Annotated in this window: 18 protein-coding genes and 1 pseudogene; 6 read left to right on the top strand and 13 right to left on the bottom strand. The window is 68.7% G+C overall.

The genetic code is table 11. The annotated features are described in order from the left end of the window. Positions 1-407: 407 nt before the first annotated feature. A pseudogene (locus BUE16_RS17110) lies at positions 408-2,089 on the top strand (transposase). Between the two features lie 289 nt (positions 2,090-2,378). Here the strand turns inward: BUE16_RS17110 and BUE16_RS04075 are convergent. Continuing rightward, positions 2,379-2,909: a DUF5812 family protein gene (locus BUE16_RS04075; protein WP_200778382.1), complete on the bottom strand. Its 531-nt coding sequence runs from the start codon at positions 2,907-2,909 to the stop codon at positions 2,379-2,381. Positions 2,910-3,039: 130 nt separating this feature from the next. After that, positions 3,040-3,498, bottom strand: coding sequence for a hypothetical protein (locus BUE16_RS04070; RefSeq protein ID WP_073307162.1), 459 nt, complete (start codon positions 3,496-3,498; stop codon positions 3,040-3,042). 150 nt (positions 3,499-3,648) lie between these two features. Here BUE16_RS04070 and BUE16_RS04065 point away from each other — a divergent pair, with 150 nt between their 5' ends. Both BUE16_RS04065 and BUE16_RS04060 read left to right on the top strand, forming a co-directional pair. Next, positions 3,649-4,932: a glucose-6-phosphate isomerase gene (locus tag BUE16_RS04065; RefSeq protein ID WP_073307161.1), complete on the top strand. Its 1,284-nt coding sequence runs from the start codon at positions 3,649-3,651 to the stop codon at positions 4,930-4,932. Between the two features lies 1 nt (position 4,933). Next, a complete protein-coding gene (locus BUE16_RS04060; protein WP_079991483.1) occupies positions 4,934-5,674 on the top strand; it encodes a CPBP family intramembrane glutamic endopeptidase in 741 nt (246 codons plus the stop codon). Positions 5,675-5,752: 78 nt separating this feature from the next. Here the strand turns inward: BUE16_RS04060 and BUE16_RS04055 are convergent, their stop codons facing one another. Together BUE16_RS04055 and BUE16_RS04050 are read right to left on the bottom strand one after the other, a co-directional pair. Further along, the gene (locus BUE16_RS04055) at positions 5,753-6,211 is read right to left on the bottom strand and encodes an NOB1 family endonuclease (RefSeq protein ID WP_073307160.1); all 459 of its coding nucleotides are present in this window, start codon (positions 6,209-6,211) and stop codon (positions 5,753-5,755) included. Continuing rightward, complete coding sequence (locus BUE16_RS04050) at positions 6,211-6,456, bottom strand: PRC-barrel domain-containing protein (RefSeq protein WP_073307159.1); 246 nt, start codon at positions 6,454-6,456, stop codon at positions 6,211-6,213. The genes BUE16_RS04055 and BUE16_RS04050 overlap by 1 nt, the downstream gene beginning before the upstream one ends. A gap of 232 nt (positions 6,457-6,688) precedes the next feature. On the opposite strand from BUE16_RS04050, the gene infB reads away from it, so the two are divergent. Together infB and BUE16_RS04040 are read left to right on the top strand one after the other, a co-directional pair. Then, complete coding sequence (gene infB, locus BUE16_RS04045) at positions 6,689-8,518, top strand: translation initiation factor IF-2 (protein WP_073307158.1); 1,830 nt, start codon at positions 6,689-6,691, stop codon at positions 8,516-8,518. Positions 8,519-8,686: 168 nt separating this feature from the next. Continuing rightward, positions 8,687-8,932, top strand: a complete 246-nt coding sequence (locus BUE16_RS04040) for a hypothetical protein (RefSeq protein WP_073307157.1) — start codon at positions 8,687-8,689, stop codon at positions 8,930-8,932. Positions 8,933-9,157: 225 nt separating this feature from the next. On the opposite strand, the gene BUE16_RS04035 is transcribed toward BUE16_RS04040, so the two are convergent. From BUE16_RS04035 to katG, 6 genes are all read right to left on the bottom strand, one after another. After that, positions 9,158-9,538: a DUF5811 family protein gene (locus BUE16_RS04035; RefSeq protein WP_073307156.1), complete on the bottom strand. Its 381-nt coding sequence runs from the start codon at positions 9,536-9,538 to the stop codon at positions 9,158-9,160. A gap of 112 nt (positions 9,539-9,650) precedes the next feature. Next, on the bottom strand, positions 9,651-10,133 hold the full coding sequence (locus BUE16_RS04030) for a pyruvoyl-dependent arginine decarboxylase (RefSeq protein WP_073307155.1): 483 nt from the start codon (positions 10,131-10,133) through the stop codon (positions 9,651-9,653). 157 nt (positions 10,134-10,290) lie between these two features. Continuing rightward, positions 10,291-11,526: a proteasome-activating nucleotidase Pan2 gene (gene pan2, locus BUE16_RS04025; protein WP_073307154.1), complete on the bottom strand. Its 1,236-nt coding sequence runs from the start codon at positions 11,524-11,526 to the stop codon at positions 10,291-10,293. 134 nt (positions 11,527-11,660) lie between these two features. Then, positions 11,661-13,463 carry an oligoendopeptidase F gene (gene pepF, locus BUE16_RS04020; RefSeq protein ID WP_073307153.1) on the bottom strand — a complete coding sequence of 601 codons (1,803 nt, stop codon included), beginning with the start codon at positions 13,461-13,463 and terminating at the stop codon, positions 11,661-11,663. 91 nt (positions 13,464-13,554) lie between these two features. Next, positions 13,555-13,977 carry a methyltransferase dimerization domain-containing protein gene (locus BUE16_RS04015; RefSeq protein ID WP_073307152.1) on the bottom strand — a complete coding sequence of 141 codons (423 nt, stop codon included), beginning with the start codon at positions 13,975-13,977 and terminating at the stop codon, positions 13,555-13,557. Positions 13,978-14,224: 247 nt separating this feature from the next. Continuing rightward, a complete protein-coding gene (katG, locus tag BUE16_RS04010) occupies positions 14,225-16,363 on the bottom strand; it encodes a catalase/peroxidase HPI (RefSeq protein ID WP_073307151.1) in 2,139 nt (712 codons plus the stop codon). A gap of 190 nt (positions 16,364-16,553) precedes the next feature. Here katG and BUE16_RS04005 point away from each other — a divergent pair, with 190 nt between their 5' ends. Further along, on the top strand, positions 16,554-17,882 hold the full coding sequence (locus BUE16_RS04005; protein WP_073307150.1) for a M28 family peptidase: 1,329 nt from the start codon (positions 16,554-16,556) through the stop codon (positions 17,880-17,882). Between the two features lie 22 nt (positions 17,883-17,904). Here the strand turns inward: BUE16_RS04005 and truA are convergent, their stop codons facing one another. From truA to BUE16_RS03990, 3 genes are all read right to left on the bottom strand, one after another. Further along, positions 17,905-18,819, bottom strand: a complete 915-nt coding sequence (gene truA, locus BUE16_RS04000; RefSeq protein WP_073307149.1) for a tRNA pseudouridine(38-40) synthase TruA — start codon at positions 18,817-18,819, stop codon at positions 17,905-17,907. Beyond that, the gene (gene hisS / locus BUE16_RS03995; RefSeq protein ID WP_073307148.1) at positions 18,819-20,135 is read right to left on the bottom strand and encodes a histidine--tRNA ligase; all 1,317 of its coding nucleotides are present in this window, start codon (positions 20,133-20,135) and stop codon (positions 18,819-18,821) included. The genes truA and hisS overlap by 1 nt, the downstream gene beginning before the upstream one ends. Positions 20,136-20,215: 80 nt before the next feature. After that, positions 20,216-21,109, bottom strand: coding sequence for an EamA family transporter (locus tag BUE16_RS03990; protein ID WP_073307147.1), 894 nt, complete (start codon positions 21,107-21,109; stop codon positions 20,216-20,218). Positions 21,110-21,151: the final 42 nt, after the last annotated feature.

The following is a 21,151-nucleotide window of genomic DNA, read 5'->3' as shown; positions in this document are numbered from 1 at the left end:
ATTATATCATTTGCTATGCTGCTTTCTCTGCTTTAATTTCTGCAATGAAGCTCCAAACCCTCACTTTATAAACGGTATAGGAGGATGGCTTAACCCTGCGGAAATTCACGGATTAAAACTGGATAGAGTATTGGCACCTATTAGCAGAGACAATCCACGAGTTACACTATACATAGCCCCGTTCACCCCTCAAAGCCGGATTATAGATAGTAAGGCCAATACTTAGACGTTGACAATATTGATCAGGTACATCTATTGGGTTCAGAATTATGTTCTTCCTCAATAATAATCGAACCGGATACCTCTCAAACTGGTATCCAGCGAAGCGTCAGAGGCACACCCACCCCACCCCCCCGTTTAATTAAATATAACACGCGTTTTGAGTTCGTTCTACTTTCTATAGACTGATGCCCTACACCAGTCAGTCCTGTCGGACTGTGTTTCGACGGATCGCCCAACGACAATATAGTGAGTGGCCGGCGTACAATTCGACACCACTGTACGATCGAACGTCGCTCGCTGGACTGGAATCAGATATCCGGACAGTCTCGGAGACGTGGTTCGATCACGATAGTCACGACTCTATCGAGGAGTTTGTCTGTGCACTCCCGCTAGCCTACTTTCGATTTAGCGCCCATGATCAGTATGCGGGGTCGACACGCTACCAGATGGCCACTCTCTTCCGGGTGTTCGTTCTGCAAGAATGCCACGGGTGGGAGCACGAAACCGCACTCGTTGGCTACCTCAGGAACCGCCCTGAACTCCGCGATAAACTGGGGTTCGAGACGATCCCGTACCAATCGACACTGTGGCGAAGCTGGCACGAGCGGTTCACCCCTGACCTCCGAGAGACTGTCGAGACAGCGGCTCGAACGATTCTCATCAAAGCACAGAATGCAGGTGTCGCGGTTCCGCGTGAGCCGGCACGAAAGCTCCGATACCACGGGAACGAGTCTGGTGAGTCAGACCCGAATGATCAAACTACGTTGGAGCAGGAAAAAAAAAAAAGATCACCGGACACGTCAGCCGCATCGTGTTCCCAGCGTTTTCGCTGGAACGTGGCGAGGGCTGTGAGATACACGAGAACGCCTACTGGGACTTACAGACGTATCTTGGACTTCGCGAGCGGCTGGCTGCGAACGAAGGGGCTCGCAGTTTTGTCTACGAATCGAGTCGGGATCGGACACCGCTGGGCCACGCCCATCGGGAACAGATCCGGGACCTCTCGGTTGATCAAGTGCGAGAGATGTACCGGCAGGCCATCACTCGTCTCCTAAACGAAGTTGCCGAGACAGAGCAGTTCTTTCGAGCCGGAATCGTCGCGATCGACATTACCGAAGCTGACCCCTTCACAGGCGATAGAACTGGCTACGAGGATGAGATCATCGGAACGAAGCAGAAGAACGACGAATACGCCTACCAGTGGGCGACAGTCCAGTTAGTCGGGAATGCCGTTCCGATCGTTCTAGACGCGCGGCCAGTTCGGAAGGGTGAGCCCCGCTTAGAAATTGTCGAGGACCTCTTGGATTCTGCCGAGGAGATGGTTCACGTCGATAACGTGCTGATGGACCGAGAGTTCGATAGCCAGCACGTCCTGGAGATGATCAGCCAGCGGGGGCTTTCCTACGTCGTGCCGAAGCGGATGCAGACGAGCGAGAAAGCCCAGGCAAAACGATTGCTCCAGCGCGATCAAGATCGGTACGAGACCGACCGGAAGCTCCATCTCGGGAAGAACGAGTGGCACGAGACGACGCTGATCTACCGACGCAAAGAGAACTCTGAACACGACGATCACCGGCAGTACTCGGTGTTCATGTCGAACCGAGGTGGCGGCTTTCTCAGTGAGTACGGCCATCGGTGGGAGATTGAGAGTGGCTATCGGTCGATTAAGCGATTCATGGCTGCGACGACGTCTACGGATTTCGGGTTGCGGTTCTTCTACTTCGCGTTCGCCTGTTTGTTGTACTCGATTTGGCGAGCGGTCGATCTACTCGTCCAAGTCGAGTTGACGGGTGAGTACGAACACGCACCGATGGTGACTGCCGATAATACGCTTACGCTGTTGAAGAAGGAGACAGGAATTGGGTAGTACGGTTCTCTACTCGTGTTAGAGCGTTGTCTGAGTGGCAACGCTACCAAAAGTTGCGGAAAATCGCCCATATGGTAGGAACTTCAAAAGAAGAGTCGTTTAGAGAGGGTTCTGAAGCGGTCTCTACTTATCGATTCGGTCGAAACCACGCATCACAGCCCCGCTAAACCCGGTGTAGTCTCAACTTTCAGTGCAGTGGATTCGATATCGCGTCAAGCAGTTTATCCGCGTCGGAGCTGGAGCCGGGTCGGATCGGAGGTTCACGCCGAAACGTCGTATGAGCGCCGTTTCAGGGCATGTACCGCACCACGACGACGCCGGGGGCCGAGCGGATCTCGACCCGGTTCACGCCGAGGCGGGCCGCGCGGGTCCGGCTGGTCTCGGCGTCGTCGAGCACGTCGGCGACGGCCTGGTCGGTGTCGTCCTCGGGGACGGAGATGACGTGGATCTCGCCGGTGCCGGCGCGCTCGGTCCGGGTGAGCTCGCCGACTGGCTGGTCGGCCGCGAGGTCGAGCGAGTGCTGAGTCGGGGGCTCCTCGCTCTCCTCGACGGCGATCTGGCGACGCTCGCGGACCTCGACGAGCTGCCAGGAGACGTTCATCGGCGGGTCCGGAGCGACGACCCCCTCGACCGCCTCACCCTCGGCGACGCCGGGGTTCGACGAGAGCGTGTGCACCTGCCCCGAGGCGGCGTCGCGGAGCACCGCCGAGCCGTCGTCTGCGTGGGTGACGAGGAACGTGCCGTCCGTCTCGCCGTCCGCGGCGTCCGCGGGGCCGGCGTCGCCGGCGGCCTGCGCGAGCGCGTCGCGGATGGCGTCCATCTCGGGTCCGTCGGAGTCGCGGTCGGTCATGGATCGGAGTACGAGAGCGAGGCTTTTCCCCGTGTCGCTTGGGCGATCGGCGGCGTCGGGGTTCGACGGCGGGGATCGCTATCGGCGACGGCGGGGATCGCTATCGGCGGACGTAGTGCGCGGCGACGATCAGCAGGCCGCCGGTGAGGGGGAACGCGAGGCCCGCCACCGGCGGGAGCGGCGTGGCCTCGGCGCCGACGACTGCGCCCGCATACAGCGAGGCGAGAAACGCGTAGCCAGCCAGCGCGAGGCCGGCCTCGTATCCCGGTTTTCGGGACTGCTTGCGGCGGCGCGACCGGGCGACAAGGAGGACCGGCACGATCGTCGGGCCGACGGCGCCGAGGCCGACCAGTACGTAGAACGCGCGGACGATCGAGAAGCGCGCCTGCGCCGTCGCACCGAACAGCGTCACCAGCGCGAGCCCGAACAGCAGCGTGAGCAGCAGCGCGGCGAGCCCGCCGAGCGCGACGTATGACTTACAAAGCAACGAGTCCGTCGCACGAAACGCGTACGGGAACGCCCCGAACACGCCGCCGTAGCCGTCGTCGCCGTCGGTCATCGCCCGCCGTTGGGCCGGGAGGGGGTTAAGCCTCGCGTCCGGCGGCGTGACGGCGCTGGCAGGTCGTCGCGGCCGGCGACCGCGACGGGCGGTCGGTCGCGGCGCCGCGCGGACGGCAGGGTTTTGCCGGCGGCGGACGGCGTCTCGGGCATGAACGTCGACATCGGAAACGCCCTCGACGGCGACCTCGGACTCGCGCGCGCGGACCTCGACGCCCTGGACGACCGCGTCGGCGACGCCCACGAACGCATCGAGCGCGGGCGCGCCGAGGCCGAACACGGCTACGCCGCGTTGAACCTCCCCGAGACATGCGACCCGGAGCCGATCCGGCGGGCGGCGTCCGGCTTCGACCCGGACCACCTCCTCACCGTCGGCATCGGCGGGAGCGCGCTGGGCGCCGCGACGCTCACCGACGCGCTCGGCTCGGGCGTCGACTGCCGCTACCTCGACAACGTCGACCCCGCGTGGGTCCGGGCGACGCTCGACGACGTGGCCCTCTCGAACACCGTCGTCAATGTCGTCTCGCGGTCGGGGACGACCGCGGAGACGCTCTCGAACTTCCTCGTCGTCCGCCGGGCGATGGAGTCGGCTGGCGTCGACTGGACCGAGCGGACCGTGGTGACGACCGGCGGGGAAGGGAACCTCCGGGCGATGGCCGACGAGCACGACCTCCCCGCGCTCGACGTGCCCGAGGGCGTCCCGGGTCGCTTCTCCGCGCTGTCGACGGTGGGGCTGTTCGCGGCCGCGGTCGCCGGCGTCGACCTCGACGAGCTGCTCGCGGGCGCGGCCGCCGAGGCCGACCGCCTCGCCGGGTCGCTGTTCGAGTCGCCCGCCTACGCCTACGGCGCGACGGCGTACGCGCTGGCCGAGCGCGGCGCGGCGACGAACGCGGTGATGCCGTACGCCGAGTCGCTGGAGCGGTTCGCCGAGTGGTTCGCCCAGCTGTGGGCCGAGTCGCTCGGGAAGGACGGCGGCGGGCAGACGCCGGCGCGGGCGCTGGGCGCGACCGACCAGCACAGCCAGCTCCAGCTGTACCGCGCCGGCCCCGCGGACAAGCTCGTCACCCTCGTTCGCCCCCGCGGGTCCGCCGACACCCCCATCCCGGAGACGGATCTGGAGGGACTGTCGTACCTCGGCGGCTCGTCGCTGGGGGAACTGCTGGACGCGGAGTTCCGCGCGACCGAGGCGAGCCTCGCGGCCGCCGGCCGCGAGAACGTCCGGATCGAGATCGATCGCGTCGACGAGCGAGGGATCGGCGAACTGCTGTACGGGATGGAGGCCGCCTGCGTCCTCTACGGCGAGCTGGCGGGCGTCTCGACGTTCACGCAGCCCGCCGTCGAGTGGGGGAAGAAGGCAGCCCGCGGGCTGCTCGGCGGCGGCGACTTCGCCGAGGCCGACGCCGTGAGCGAGAAGCGCCGGTTGGAGGTGGAGTGACGTGGCGACGGAACTCGGGCCCCCGGGCGGGCGGATCGAAGCCCGCGCGGTCGCGATCCGGACGGCGCAGGCGCTTTTGGCCGTCATCGCGGCCGTCGTCGCCGTCAGCGCGCTCGTGCCGGCGTTCGAGTCCGCGGCCGTGGCGCTGGGGTTCGGGTCGGAGTCGGCGGCGACAAGCGTGTTCGCGACCGTCGGCACGGCCGTCGCCTACGCCGGCGCGGCGCTGCTGTTCCTGGCGTACGCCGGCGACCTCGACGTGCTGCGGGTCCGGCGACCGACGGCCCGCGACGCCGCGATCGCCCTCGGCGGCTCGATCGGTCTCGTCGTCGCCGGCTACGGGATCCTGCTCGCGTTCGCCGCCGCGGGGCTGTCGCCGAGCACCAACCAGGCGCTCACGAACCCGCCGGGGTACTTCCTCGCGATGATCCCGCTGTCGTTTCTCACGGTCGCCGTCGGCGAGGAACTGCTCTTTCGGGGCGTCATCCAAGGGGAGTTGCGGCGGGCGCTCGGGCCGGCCGGCGCCGTCGGCGGCGCGTCGCTACTGTTCGGCCTGCTGCACTACGTCGCTGGGATCGGGACACCGGCGGAGAAGACGGTGTACGTCGTCGTCGCCGCGACGCTGGGGATCGGGCTCGGCGCCCTGTACGAGTACACGGACAACATCGTCGTCCCGATCGCGGTCCACGGCGCGTACAACGCCGTCCAGTACGTGCTGCAGTACCTCGAAGTGACCGGCGGGTAGCCGACCGGTCGGTCGACCGGCGATCGCTGGCGGGCGTCGGGAATCGGAGAGGACGGAAAGCGCAGGCCCGTGTGTCGACTACGCGGGGTTCTTACGGGTCAGATCGCTCCCGCAGATCGGACAGCGGTCGCGGTTCTCGTCGAAGGTGCGGCCGCAGCCGGCACACTGAAACTGCCAGTCGCGCTCCTCGGCGATGCCCTCGCGGGCGATGACGCGGACGCGAACGTCCATGCGCTCGGCGACGTTCTGCATCGCGTAGTCGTCGGTGACGAGCGTCGCGTCGAGTTCGAACGCCGCCGCGAGCAGTCGGAGGTCGGTGTCGGACAGCTCCGCGAGGTCGCCAGTCTCCTCGGCGGCGTTGCGGACGCGGTCGATAGCGCCCTCGCCCGGGACATGGATGTGCATCCCGGCGCCCTCCTCGGCGTCGAACCGGAGGGCGGTCTCGCCGGTGAGTTCGGCCTGGACCGCGGGGATGGAGGCGGTCCGGTCGTCGCTGTCGTAGCCGTGGATGAACGCGGACGAATCGAGGACTTCCATTACGTGCGAACGACAATGTAGTCTTTCACCGCCTGCACGTCCGCGACCGGGACGTGGAAGCGCCCCGACTCATCGCGGTCGAACGGCACCTGCGCCGGCGAGAGTTCCTCGTTCGGCGTGACGAGCAGGTCCGACAGCGAGCCCGTCTTCAGGTCCATCGTGATGTTGTACAGCATGCCCAGCTCGGTGCCGTCCGAGCCCATGACGGCCTTCCCCGAGAGGTTCTCGGCGAGGATGTCTGCCATACCTGCGCTCACTGACGCAACGGGCATAAACGCCACGCTGGCGTCCGACGCGGGGCGGACACGCCGCACGGGGCGGGATGTGCCCGGCGAGAGAAACCCGACGACAGCGGCGAGGATCGGAGCGCTCAACGTCACCGCCGCGAGCGGGCCGTGGCGGGAGTCGAAGCCCTTACCTCACGCCACCTGCCACTACTGACAAGACCCGTTCTTCGCCGCAGGGAGGATCTCAGCCATGTCAGACACGAATTCCGACGCCGACTCCGAGGGGACGCTCGACGCCGGCTCGCTCCGCACGCCCATCGTCGCGGTGCTTGGCCACGTCGACCACGGGAAGACGACGCTGCTCGACCGCATCCGCGGCTCCGCCGTCCAGGAGGGGGAGGCGGGCGCCATCACCCAGCACATCGGCGCGACCGCCGTGCCGCTGTCGACCATCTCCGAGATGGCGGGCGCGCTCGTCGACCCGACCGACTTCGACCTGCCGGGGCTGCTGTTCATCGACACGCCCGGCCACCACTCCTTCTCGACGCTGCGCTCGCGCGGCGGCGCGCTCGCCGACATCGCGGTGCTGGTCGTCGACGTGAACGACGGCTTCCAGCCGCAGACCGAAGAGGCGATCAACATCCTCAAGCGCACCGGCACGCCGTTCGTCGTCGCCGCCAACAAGGTCGACACGACGCCGGGGTGGAACCCGCAGGAGGGTCAGCCGATCCAGCAGTCGCTGGAGCAGCAGTCCGAGCGCGCGACCTCCCGCCTCAACGAGAACCTCTACGAGCTCATCGGCGACCTCTCGGATGAGGGGTTCTCGGCGGACTTCTACTGGCGCGTGCAAGACTTCCAGTCCAACATCGGCGTCGTCCCCCTCTCGGCGATGACCGGCGAGGGGATCCCCGACCTGCTCACCGTCCTCATGGGCCTATCCCAGCGCTACATGAAAGAAGAAATGTCCGTCGACGTGACCGGCCCCGGCGTCGGGACGGTGCTGGAGGTGAAAGACGAGCAGGGCTTCGGCGCGACGCTGGACGTGGTGCTGTACGACGGTGTCGTCCGCGAGGGCGACACCGTCGTCGTCGGCGGGCGCGACGAGCCGATCGTGACGGAGGTGCGCGCGCTACTCCAGCCGCGCCCGAACGCCGAGATCCGCGCCGAGAAGCAGTTCGAGCGCGTCGAAGAGGTCCGCGCGGCCGCGGGTGTGAAGATCGCGGCCCCGGACCTCGACGACGCGATGTCGGGCGCGCCGATCCGCGTCGTCCGCGGCGACGACGAAGCGGCGCTGGAGACGGTCACGCAGGAGGTACGCGAGGAGCTCGCCAAGATCGAGGTCGACACCGCCGAGGACGGCGTCGTCGTGAAGGCCGACACGCTCGGGAGCCTCGAGGCGATGGCGAACGCCCTCGACGAGGCGGAGATCCCGATCCTCCGCGCGGAGGTCGGCGACGTGGCCCCGCGCGACGTGACGGTCGCCCAGACCGCCAAGGAGGACGTCCACAAGGTCATCCTCGGGTTCAACGTCGACGTGCTCCCCGACGCCGAGGAGGCGATCGAACACACCGACGTGCGCCTGTTCGACGACGACGTGATCTACCAGCTCGTCGAGGAGTACGAGGCGTACGTCGAGGAGCTGGAGCGCGCCCAGCAGGAGACGGTGCTCGACAAGATCACCAAGCCCGCGCGCTTCCGCATCCTCCAGGACCACACCTTCCGCCAGAACGACCCCGCAGTCGTCGGCGTCGAGATCGTCTCGGGAACCGTCCAGAACAACCGATCGGTCGCGAAGTTCGAGGGCAGCGAGCCGAACCGCGTCGGCACCCTCTCGGGGATCCAGCACCAGGGCGACGACGTGGATACCGCACAGGCGGGCGAGCGCGTCTCCGTCGCCATCGACGGTCCGACCGTCGGCCGCCAGATCGAGGAGGGCGATGAGCTGTGGATCGAACTGCCCGAGAAGCACGCGAAGATTCTCGAACAGGAGTTGGCCTCGGAGATCCGCGCCGACGAGATCGAGGCGCTGAAGGCGTACCTGGAGAAGCGCCGGAAGACGGATCCCTTCTGGGGGAAGTAGCGCGGCGCTCGGACCCCGCGACACCGCCGGTTGAGTCGGTCGACGTGACTTCGTGGTCACTCGACGGCCAGATGAATCACACGCAGCTCCCACACGAAATATCGTCGTATTATTTCATCCGTAACAGATTTTACGGACCGAGGAGAATCGCTACGGTGGTGAGAGTAGATGAATGTCCGAGACCCTTCCAGCAACGATCTCGTTTCCGGGGCCGACCCCGCCCGCCTCCTATCGCCGTCGAAGTACGACCTGTTGCTCGCGGTCGTGCCGGCCCTGCTCGTCGCGGGCGCCGTCGCGGGCACGCGACTGGCGCTGCCGCCGTCAGTCGGAACGGGTCTCGGCTCGCTGCTGGCGGCGCTGCTCGTCGGCTACGGGCTGTTCGTCGAACCGCCGATGGGCGGACGCGGTGCCTGACCGCGGGGACGACGTGCCGACCGGATCGGCGCGAAGCGTCTTCTCCGATCCGAAGCTATCTCACGCGGTTTCATTATATACCGGCGACAGGAGAAATCCGAAGACTGCAGTACGAATCGGAGCGAATCCGCGGAGAGAACAAGCGGCGCACGACCGCGGGGTCGGCGACCGCGCTCTCGAGAACGCGGGCGGCAGCCAGCGCGGAGACGAGCGGTGCGCGCGCGGCTATCGCGCGGTCGGTTCGAGGTCGTCGCCGACGGCGGACATGACCTGGTCGGCCGCGCTGGCGGCGAGGCCCCGGGCGACCTCCTCGCGGTCCTCGTCGTCGAGGCCCGCCTCGATGTCTTCCAGGTCCGGCGAGAAGCCCGCGCTGACGGCGTGACCGATCGGCGGCTGGACCGCGACGGTCGCCTGCGGTCCGTTCGCGCCGTAGGAGAGTTCGGAGCCGACGGCGTAGCCGTCGGGGAGATACGACTCGGTTCGCGTGACGATGGTGGCGACCGCCTGTCGGAGCGCGTCCTTCTGGTCGGTGGTGAGGTCGACCTCCTCGGGACGGCCCGCCTCGACGACGCCAGGCGCCCCCGCATAGGGGTTGTTGCCGTTCATTAGGGTCGGCGGTAATATGCGCGGTCCGCGTAAAAAGGCGTCGGCGACCTGTCGGATGACCACACTACCGCGGCGGCCGGACGAGCGGTGCCGGGGCAGGCACCGCCGGGGATCACACGATCGGTTCGCTCTTGCCGTAGGCGGCGACGACGACCGCGGAGACGTACGCCGAGTCGTCCGTCTCGACGGTCGCACAGCGCGTCCGTTCGGTCTCGAACGTCCAGTCGCGCAGGTCGCGACCGGCGTCGAGGCCGGTCGTCACGGTCTCGCGGACCGCCGCGGCGTCGCTGCCGTCGCCCTCGTAGAACAGCCCCGGACCGGGGCCGGTGGCCCACCCGAGGCAGGCGGTGACGCTGTCGGTCTCGTGGGCGTCCTCCGGCGAGGCGGCCGCCTGCGCCTGCACGACCGTGAGGCGGTCTCCCGCGGGGCCGAGGTCCGGCGCGGTGTCGACGGCGCGGACGGTCGCGTCGGCGGGGACGACCGACGAGACGGTGACGAGGTTGAAGTCGCCGACGCCTGCGTCGGCGAGCGCGGCGTCGTAGGCGGCCAACTCGGTCGGCCCCCGGCCGACGCCATTGGCGACATGAATATCCATATCCGGTCTCGTGGTGTCGCGGAGAAGTGGGTGTCGAAAGCGAGGCGTGAGGGAGTGAGCGAAGCGACCAACCGACCGCCTCGGCAATCGGCGGCGCTGCCGGGTCGTCGTGTCGGTGCGTAAAACCGCCAGACTCGACCGCGGATCGGAGTCCGAGTCAGTACTGGTAGCGACCGAACTCGCCGTCGTTGAACACCGGCCCCTCGTTGCTCGTCTCGATCTTCTCGCGGGCGTCGTCGAAGTCCGCGCGGCGGACGGTCGTCCGCTCGTCGCGGATGGCGAACATCCCAGCCTCGGTGGTGAGTGCGGCGATGTCGGCGCCGGAGTAGTCGTCGAGGTCCTCGGCGAGGTCGGCGAACGACACGTCGTCGGCGACCGCCATATCCGCCGTGTGGATCTCGAGGATGCGCTCGCGACCCTCGGGCCCGGGCTTGGGCACCTCGATGAGGCGGTCGAAGCGGCCCGGGCGGAGGATAGCCTCGTCGAGCATGTCGAATCGGTTCGTCGCCGCGATGATCCGCACCTCGCCGCGGTCGTCGAAGCCGTCCATCTCGCTCAGGAGCTGCATCATCGTGCGCTGGACCTCGGCGTCGCCGGAGGTCTTCGAGTCCGTGCGCTTGGCGGCGACGGCGTCGATCTCGTCGATGAAGATGACCGCCGGCTCGCGCTCGCCCGCGAGGTCGAACAGGTCGCGCACGAGGCGCGCCCCCTCGCCGATGAACTTCCGGACCAGCTCGGAGCCGGCCATTTTGATGAAGGTGGCGTCAGTCTCGTTGGCGACGGCCTTCGCGAGCATCGTCTTCCCCGTGCCCGGCGGGCCGTGCAGCAGCACGCCGCTCGGCGGCGTGATGCCGACCTCGCGGAAGGCGTCGGCGTTGACGAGCGGGTCCTCGACGGCCTCGCGCACCTCGCGCACCTGCTCGTCGATGCCGCCGATGTCGTCGTAGGTGACCTCGGGATCGGCGTCGACCTCCATCGCCTGCGCGCGGGCGTCGGTCTCGTCGTCGAGCACCGTCTGCACGCTGAAGGAGTCGTTGATGGCGACGCGGTCGCCCGCCTCCAACTCGTCTTCGAGCTGTGGCGAGAGGTCGGTGAGCACCTCCTGGTTGTTGCCGTGCTGTTTGATCACTGCGCCGTCGTCGGTGAGCTCCTCGACGGTCGCGATGTACAGCGACGCCGTCTTCAGCGCCTCGTTGCGGCGCTTGAGCTCGTCGACTTCCTCACGGAGGTCGGCGCGGCGGCCCTGGGCTTCCTCGAGGCGGTCGTCTAGTTCGTCGTTGACCTGGACGATCCGCTCGAAGTGCTTGCGAAGCGCCTCCAGCCGTTCGGCCTCGTTCATGTCGGGATCCAGATCGAGGCGTGGCCGGTCGGGGAGGGACGGACTCCGAGACATTTCTCGCCCGTGCTTAGGTACCGCCCGTAAAGGGGCTTTGGGTGGCGGGAGCGTTCGCCTCCGCCGGAGATCGGCGCCCGCAGCACGGCGCGATCGAGCTGCGGCGCCGGCGGCGGGTCGGGTACGGCGGCGGCTTACAACTCCAGCAGCGCCTCGGCCTCGTCGAGGTAGTCGTCGTACACGCCGATGGCCGACTCGATCGGCTCGCTGTCGGTCATGTCGATCCCGGCGATGTCGAGCACGTCGATCGGGTACTCCGAGCCGCCCGCGCGCAGCGCCGTGCGGTACTCCCCGGCGGCGACCTCGCCCTCGCTCTCGATCCGGTCGACGATGGCGGCGGCCGCCGAGATGCCCGTCGAGTACTGGTAGACGTAGAAGTTGTAGTAGAAGTGCGGGATGCGCATCCACTCGCGGCGGATGTGGTCGTCGACGGTCGCGTCGGTGTGGGCGTAGAACTCCGCCTTCAGGTCGCCGTACAGCTCGTCGAAGACGTCGGGGGTGAGCGGCTTGCCGGCCTCGTCGTGCTCGTGGATCGCCTGCTCGAACGCCGCGAACATCGTCTGGCGGAAGAGGGTCGAGCGGAAGCGTTCGAGGTACTGGTCGAGCGCGTGGATCCGGAGTTCGTCGTCCTCGGCGTTCTCGAGCAGGTGCTTCGTGAGCAGCGTCTCGTTGACCGTGGAGGCGACCTCGGCGACGAAGATCTCGTAGTCGGCGTACTGCCACGGCTGGGCCTCCTTCGCCAGCTCGGAGTGCAGCGAGTGGCCCAGTTCGTGAGCCAGCGTGTACATCGAGGACACGTCGTCCTGGTAGTTCATCATGATGAACGGCTGGGTGTCGTACGTCCCCGCCGAGTAGGCACCCGAGCGCTTCCCGCGGTTCTCGTACACATCGACCCAGCGCGACTCCAGCCCCTCGGCCATCCGCCGCTGGTACTCCTTGCCCAGCGGCGCGACCGCCTCGACCACGTGCTCCTTGGCCTCCTCGTAGCTGATGTCAGGGCCCTCGTCGCCCGTCAGCGACATGTACAGGTCCCACATCTCCAGCGTGTCCACGTCGAGTGCCTTCCGCTTCAGGTCGGCGTGCCGGCCCAGCGAGTCGAGGTTGTCGCGGACGGTGTCGACGAGCGTGTCGTACACTTCGACCGGGACGTTCGGGCCGTCGAGCGCCGCCTCACGGGCGGTGTCGTAGTCGCGCGCCTCGGCCAGCTTCACGTCCTTCTTCACGCTCTTGGCGAGCGTCGTGCCGACGGTGTTTCGGACCGTCTCCCACTCGCCGTAGAACGCCTCGTGGACGCGCTGACGGAACTCGCGGTCCGGCTTCTGAAGGAGGGTGGTAAAGTTCCCCTGGGAAATCTCGATGTCGTCGCCGTCGGGGTCCTCGACGGTCGGGAACATCATATCGGCGTTCGACAGCATCGAGTACGCCTCGCCGGCGGCGCCGGTGACCTCGCTCAGGTCGGCGAGCAGTTCCTCGACCTCGGCCGAGCGTGTGTGCGGCTTCATCCGCAGCACGTCGTCGAGGTACTGCTCGTACTCCGCGAGCGCGGGCTCCTCGTCGATCAGCTCCTCCACGTCGCTCCAGTCCAGTTCCTGCAGTTCGGGTTCGAGGTAGCTCGACGCGCTGGACGCCTCCGCCGACAGCGCCTGCGCCTTCGAGGACATCGCCTGATACTCCTGATCGCGGGTGTCCTCGTTCGAGCGCAGTCGCGCGTAGGAGGTCACCTTCGCCACCTCGCGGAACACCTCCTCGTACGTGGCGAGCAGGTCGCGAAGGGTCGCCGCGCTCTCGGCGGCGCGGCCCTCGTACGCGCGGAGGTCGTCGAGCCGTTCCTCTACCTCCTCGTAGGCCGCCTCCCACTCCTCGTCGTCCGCGTAGATGGAGTCGATGCTCCATTTGTACTCCTCGTCGATCTCCGAGCGCTCGGGAACCGAACTCATGCTCTGTCCTCGCCCGTGCGCGGTGGTAAGTCTTGCCAACCAAAGCCGGCAGAATCGCCCGCAAGCGCTTCGCTCGAACGGCTCCTCCGTTCTACGGCCGACGCGCGTGGGCACGGTACGGTCGCTCGGCCAGCAGGAGCCGAACGCCGGGTGCGCGACGGAAGGAAGCCGTCTCGACCGTGGCCAGTCCGGCGTCGCCGAGCGAGCGGTTCACGGCGTCGGGCGTGAGCCACCGGTCGGTCGTCCGCGTCCGCCAGTACTCGTCGCCCGAGCGACCGAGGTAGCCGACGGCGACGGGCGCGTCGAGCAGGCTTCGCAGGCCCTCCGCGTCGCACCCGAAAGCGTCCGCCGTCGCCGCCAACGGGCGCGGCTCGTCGAGGGCGCCGAACACGCCGAGGTCGTCGGCGAGCGCGAGCGCGTGCAGCGACGCCGCGCCGTGAACGTCGAGGATCGCCGGCGGCGCGAGATTCGCGCGGAACGCGAGCCGCTCCAGCAAGCTGGGCGCGACTGGCATCAGCCGATCACCTGCGCGTGGACCGCCATGTCGGACGGTCGAGATCGGACGAGATAACCGCCGCGCAGATTTCATAAATCGGATAATGCGATAGCGAATCGGATCTGGCGACGGACGCCGTCACCGCTCTCGGTGTGAGCAGAGCCGCAAAACGGGAGGAGGGACCGCGAGTGAGACCGCAGACGAGCGTCGAGGGCGGGGCGCCCCACAGCGGCGCGTCAGGTGGCGGACCCGCCCGCCAGTATTGTTATTTTTGCTCGAGGTCGAAGCGGTCGTTGCGCATGACCGCGTGCCACGCGTCGACGAAGTCCTCGACGAGCTTCTCCTCGGCGTCGGCGGCGCCGTACACCTCGCTGATAGCGCGCAGGCGGGAGTGCGACCCGAAGATCAGGTCCGCGCGGGTGCCGGTCCACACGACCTCACCGGTGTCGCGGTCGCAGGCCTGGTACACCCCCTCCTCGTCGGCGGACTCCCACTCGGCGTCCATGCTGAGGAGATTCACGAAGAAGTCGTTCGTGAGGGTCCCCGGTTCCTCAGTGAAAACGCCCAGGTCCGAGCCGTCGTAGTTCGCGTCGAGCACGCGCATGCCGCCGACCAGCGCCGTCATCTCCGTCGGCGTCAGCCCGAGCAGGTCGGCCTTGTCGACCAGCGCCTCCTCGGCCGGCCGGTCGTCGTGGTCGGCCTGGTAGTTGCGGAAGCCGTCCGCACGCGGCTTGAGCGCCTCGAACGACTCGGCGTCGGTCTGCTCCTGGCTGGCGTCGGTCCGTCCGGGCTCGAACGGCACCTCGATGTCGTGGCCCGCGCGCCGTGCGGCCTCCTCGACGGCGGCGTTACCGGCCAGCACGATGGTGTCCGCGAGCGAGACACGGGTGTCGCCGGACTGGGCCTCGTTGAACGCCGTCTGGACCTCCTCGAGGGCGTCCAGCACGGTCGCCAGCTCCTCCGGGTTGTTCACCTCCCAGTCACGCTGCGGGCGGAGCCGGATCCGTGCGCCGTTGGCTCCCCCGCGCTTGTCGCTGTTGCGGTAGGTCGACGCCGACGCCCACGCGGTCTTGACGAGCTGCGGGACCGGCAGGTCCGCGTCGAGGATTTCCGCTTTGAGCTCGGCCGCCTGGTCGTCGTCGATCAGGTCGTAGTCGGCGTCCGGGACTGGGTCCTGCCAGATCATCACCTCGTCGGGCACCTCGGGGCCGTGGAAGCGCTCGGGCGGACCCATGTCGCGGTGCGTCAGCTTGTACCACGCCTTCGCGAACGTCATCCCGAACTCCATCGGGTTGTCCTGGAACCCCTCGATGATCTCGCGGTAGTCGGGGTCGCGCTTGAGCGCCACGTCCGTGGTCAGCATCATCGGCGTCGCCTCGCCCTCGTCGTGGGCCGGCTCCGCGGAGCCGTGGAGCGACTCGTCGGTCGGCTCCCACTGCCACGCGCCGCCGGGGCCCTTGTGGGGCTCCCACTCGTACTCGAGCAGATTGTTCAGGTAGCCCATGTCCCACTCGGTGGGCGATTGCGTCCACGGGCCCTCGATGCCGCTGGTGATGGTGTCGGCGCCCTTGCCGGACTCGTGGTCGTTCTCCCAGCCCAGCCCCTGGGATTCGATCGGCGCCGCCTCGGGCTCGGGGCCGAGGTTCTCCGGGTCGTCCGCGCCGTGGACCTTCCCGAAGGTGTGGCCGCCGGCGATGAGGGCGGCGGTCTCCTTGTCGTTCATCGCCATCCGACTGAACGTCGTGCGGATGCGTTCGGCCGACCACTCGGGGTCCGGCTCGCCCTCCGGGCCCTCAGGGTTGACATAAATGAGCCCCATGACGGAGGCGCCGAGGGGTTCGTTGAGCTCGTCGTTCTCGTCGAAGCGGTCCCACGTCTCCATCTCGTTTTCCGGCCCCCAGTCGACGGCGTGGTCCGGCTCGTACGCGTCCTCGCGGCCGCCGGCGAAGCCGAACGTCTCGAAGCCCATCGACTCCAGCGCCACGTTCCCGGTCAGGACCATCAGGTCCGCCCAGGAGAGCCTCTTGCCGTACTTCTGTTTGACCGGCCACAGCAGGCGGCGCGCCTTGTCGAGGTTCGCATTGTCGGGCCAGCTGTTGAGGGGGGCGAACCGCTGGCGGCCGCCGCCCGCGCCGCCGCGGCCGTCGACCGTCCGGTACGTCCCGGCGCTGTGCCACGCCATCCGGATCATCAGCGGACCGTAGTGGCCGTAGTCTGCGGGCCACCACTCCTGGGAGGTGGTCAACGCGTCCTCGATGTCCGCCTTGACCTCGTCGAGGTCGAGCGTCTCGAACGCCTCGGCGTAGTCGAACTCCTCGCCTATCGGGTCCGACGTGCGGGCGTTCTGGTCGAGGATATCCAAGCTCAGCTGTTCTGGCCACCAGTCCTGGTCGGACCTGTTCATCACCAAATGATCGCCGCCGTCGAGTGATAAGATTTCCTACTTTCGAGAGTACCGTTTACCACAGACAAATTCGTTTTTACAATACGTAAATTTCTCGCGGCTCGATCCGCGTTCCGATCGGACTACCGACGGCCCGCGGCACCCGCCAACACCCGCGGCTTTTAGCCCGCGGCCGGCGAGCGTCTCGTCTATGAACCTCGACGACGACCTCGCCGCGGCGGTCGGACGCGTCTGGACCGACACCGCGCCGTGGGAGTTCATCACTGAGCTGACCGCGCTGGGCGGCCGAATGGGCGCCAGCGCGGGGGAGGAACGCGCCGCCGACCTCGTCGCCGACGCGTTCGACGAGCGCGGACTGGAGCGCGTGCGCCGGCAGTCGTTTGACGCGCCCGCGTGGCGCCGCGGGGGGACCGAACTGCGCGTGACCGCCCCGGCCGAGCGCGCGTTCGACGCGATCGCGCTGCCGTACAGCCCCGCCGGCGACGCCGCCGGCGAGCTCGTCGACGTGGGGTACGGCACGCCCGAAGAGATCGACGCGGTCGACGTGGAAGGGAAAGTCGCCGTCGCGTCGACGACGACGCCCAGCGAGTCGCGGTTCATCCACCGGATGGAGAAGTTCGGGACTGCGGCGGAGGCGGGCGCGGACGCGTTCGTCTTCGTCAACCACGTGCCCGGCCAGTTACCGCCGACGGGGTCGCTCACCTTCGGCGAGGAGGCCGCGATCCCGGCGGTCGGGGTGAGCAAGGAGACGGGCGCGTGGCTCACCGAGTACGCGGACGAGGGCGGGGAAATCGACCTGTCGGTCGACGCCGAGACGGTCCCCGACGAGTCGCAGAACGTGCTCGCGCACACCGGCCCGCGGACCGACGAGTACGTGCTCGTCCTCGCGCACTACGACGGCCACGACATCGCCGAAGGGGCGCTGGACAACGGCTGCGGCGTCGCGACGCTGCTTGCGGCGGCGTCGGTGCTCTCGGCCGCCGACCTCGACATCGGCGTCCGGTTCGCCGCCGTCGGCTGCGAGGAGACGGGGCTGCTCGGCTCCGAGCACCTCGCGGCGACGACGGACCTGGACACGGTGAAGGCAGTCGTCAACCTCGACGGGGCGGGTCGCTTCCGCGATCTCGTCGCGATGACGCACACCTCCGAGGCGACCGCGCGGACGGCCCGGCGGGTGGCAGACCGGACCCGCCAGCCGATCGCGGTGCACGAGGAGCCGCACCCGTTCTCCGACCAGTGGCCGTTCGTCCGCCGGGGCGTCGCGTCGCTGCAGTTCCACTCCGACAGCGGCGAGCGCGGCCGGGGGTGGGGCCACACGCACGCCGACACGCGAGACAAGGTCGACGACCGCTGCATCCGCGAGCACGGCGTCCTCGCGGCGCTCCTCGTCCGAGAGCTGGCCGACGAGGCGACCGACGTGCCGGTGCTCGATCCCTACGAACTCGAGGAGGCGTTCCGGAACGCGGAGTTCGAACCGGGGATGAAGGCGGCTGGCCTCTGGCCCGAGGGGTGGGAGTGACCGCGGTCGCGCCGACCGACGATCACTCGACCGCGTCGCTCGCAGCCTCCGACGCGGCGTCGCTCGCGGCGTCGACGGCGTCCACCACGTCGCCGAGCGCTCGGCTCCGGGCGATCGCGGCGACCCGGCGCTCACCGAACACGGCCCGCAGCGCCGCGACCGCCTCGGGGTCCGGCACGAAGTCGAGGTCGGGGTAGGTAACGTCGGCGAGCACGAGGGGTTCGGGGGGCGCGGGCGCGACGCCGCGCGGTCCCGACAGCGCCTCGTCGCCGAGGAGCTCCTCGATCCGGTCGAGTCCGGTGTTGTCGACGGCGACGCCCCGGACGACCGCGGCGACCCGGCGGACGAACTCACGCGGGAAGCCCCCGGCGGCGACGGTGAGGGTCAGGAAGTCGTCGCCGGCGTCGACGGGCTCCGGGTCGCCGACGGCGAGCGCCCCCTCGCCCCGCCCGGCATCGACCGACAGCGAGAGGTCTCGGCGGGTCTTCGGCCCGCGGGGGTCGCTGGTGAGGTTGTGCACGTCGTGCTCGCCCGACAGGGCTTCGGCCGCCGCGCGGGCGCGGGCGAGGTTGGCGCCCGGCGCGTGGAGGTGATAGCGGTACGTCCGGCGGACGGCGTCGTGGGTCGCGTGGAAGTCGACGGGCGCGTCGGCGGCAGCCCACACCCGCACGGCTGCGGGGAGTTCGCTGGAGAACGCCCGCGGAGTGAGCCACGCCGGGGCGTCGAAGGCGACGGTCTGGCGGACCGCCGAGACGCCGCGGTCGGTGCGGCCGGCGGCGGCGTACCCCGGCGGGGTGTCGGCGTCGTGCCCGAGGACATCGAGCGCCCGGAGCGCGTCCAGCAGCGCGTCCTCGACGGTCGGCACGTCGGGCTGGCGCTGGAAGCCGAAGAAGGGGCGGCCGTCGTAGGCGACGCGGTACGCCCGGCGGGTCGCCATTACGCGAAGTCGTCGAACGTCGGCCGGTCGAACCCGCCCGGGAACTCGTCGACCGGCGCGGTCGTCTGGTCGCCGGAGGCCATGTCCTTCAGCGTCACCTCGTCGTTCGCGAGGTCCTGCTCGCCGACGATGACGACCGTCTCAGCGTTGATCGAGTCGGCGTAGTTCAGTTGTGCGCCGAAGCTGCGGTCCGACACGTCCGACTCGACGACGTGGCCCCGGCTCCGGAGGTCGCGGGCGATCCGGGCGGCCGTCGCCCGGGTATCGCCGACCTGCAGCACGTAGTAGTCCGTCTCGATGGCCGCCTCCGGGGCGACGCCCGCACGTTCCAGAAGGAGCCCCATCGGCGCGTGCCCGGGGGCGACGCCGACCGCGGGCGTGGGCTGGCCGCCGAACTCTTCGATGAGGTCGTCGTAGCGGCCGCCGCCGAAGACGGAGCGACCGATCTCGCCGGTCGCGTCGAAGCACTCGAAGACCGCGCCGGTGTAGTAGTCGAGCCCGCGGGCGGTGCGCAGCGAGAGGTCGCAGTGCTCGCCGACGCCGAAGTCGTCGGCGGCCGCGAGGACCGCCCGGAGGTTGTCGACGGCGGCCGCGAGCTCCGCGGAGTCGGGCGCAAAGTCGGTGAGCCCGTCGAGGTCGGCGGGGTCGCCGACGCCGAGCAGGTCGTCGAACTCCCGCGCCTCGTCGAAGGCGAGGCCGGCGTCGTGGAGCAGGTCGAGGTACTCCGCCTCGTCGACCTTCTCGGACTTGTCGACCGCGCGGATGGCCGCGCGCACGTCCACGTCCGAGTCGAACGAGCGCAGCAGCGACCCGAGGATGTCGCGGTGGCTGACGCGGAACTCGAAGTCGTCGGCCGACAGGCCGAGCTCGGTGAGCGCGTCTGCCGCGGTCGCGAGCACCTCGGCGTCCGCCTCCGGCTCCGCCGAGCCGAAGATGTCGATGTTCGTCTGGGAGAACTCGCGAAACCGACCCTGCTGGACGGCCTCATAGCGCCAGAACGGACGCGTCGAGAACCACTTCACCGGCTTGGACAGCGCCTGGGCCTTCGCGGCGTACATCCGCGCGACAGTGGGCGTCAACTCCGGCGAGAGCGTGACGTGGCGGCCGCCGTGATCCTCGAAGGCGTACAGCTCGTCGACGATGTCGTCGCCGGACTTGTCGGTCCACATCTCCGCCGGCTCCAGCCGGGGCGTGTCGATCTCGCGGAAGCCGTAACCGCGCGCGACCGACTCCAGTGTGTCGGTCACCTCGCGACGGACGGCCATCTCGGGGGGATAGAAGTCGCGGAACCCCTTCAGGCGCTCGTACGTTGGCATTACCGGGTACCTCGCGCGTCCGGGAGTTTAACCCCGTGGTTCGCCGTCGCGGTCGGAGCGGTCCCCCGGCCGTTCCGCGCTCAAACCGCGAGCAGCCCGACGCCGACGACCGCAAGCGCGGCGGCGACGAGGCGGGCGCCGAGCCGGCGCTCCCCGAGGAACACGCCGCCGAGCACGACCGCGACGACCGCCTGCGTGTTGATCACCGGCGAGGCGATGCTCGCGGGGAGCGCGGCGAACGCGACGCTCGTGAGGTGTTCGGCCGTCGCGACGACCAGCCCCAGCGCGAGGAACGTCGGCGCAGGCGTCTCCCACGACCGGTCGGCCTCCCAATCGCGGACCGCAAGCGGGAACAAGAGGAGGAGCACCCCGCCGAGCACGACGACGACGAGCGCCTCCGGCGGGAGGCCGACCCGGTCGAGGACGGCGCGCTTGGCCACGTCGCCGACGGCGTACGCGACCGCCGACAGCAGCGCGAGCTGCGCGGGCTGAGCCGAGACCGCCCGCCGGAGGGGTTCAAGCGGGTCGCCGCCGCGGTAGTTGGCGACGTACACCGCCGCGGTGACGACGGCGACGCCGACGAACGCCAGCGGCGGGAGGTCGGCCCCCAACAAGAGCAGCTCCAGCGGGAGGACGAACACGGGGACGACCTTGTTGATCGGCGTGACGTACGACACCTCGCCGAGCGCGAGCGCGTTCACGAACAGGACGAAACCGACGCCGACACCGAGGACGGCTCCGGCGAGCGCGAGCACGGCGGGCGCGCCGAGAGTCGCGGGGTCGGGAAGCACGTCCGCCGATAGCCGGGTGACGGCAATCGGGGCGTACCACGTCAGCGCGCAGACGTTGACGAGCACCGTGAGCACGGTCGCGGGGACGCCGGCGACATAGCGCTTCAGCGCGAAGAGGTAGACCCCCCACAGCACCGCCGCGGCGACGGCGACGGCGATGCCGGGGGTGACGAGTGCGGACACGGCGCGGAGTCGGCTCGGCGGCCTGATAACCCCGCCGCTTGC

It is taken from the genome of Halobaculum gomorrense, from assembly GCF_900129775.1.
GTDB lineage: Archaea > Halobacteriota > Halobacteria > Halobacteriales > Haloferacaceae > Halobaculum > Halobaculum gomorrense.
This window is presented reverse-complemented; position numbering and strand designations above follow the sequence as displayed.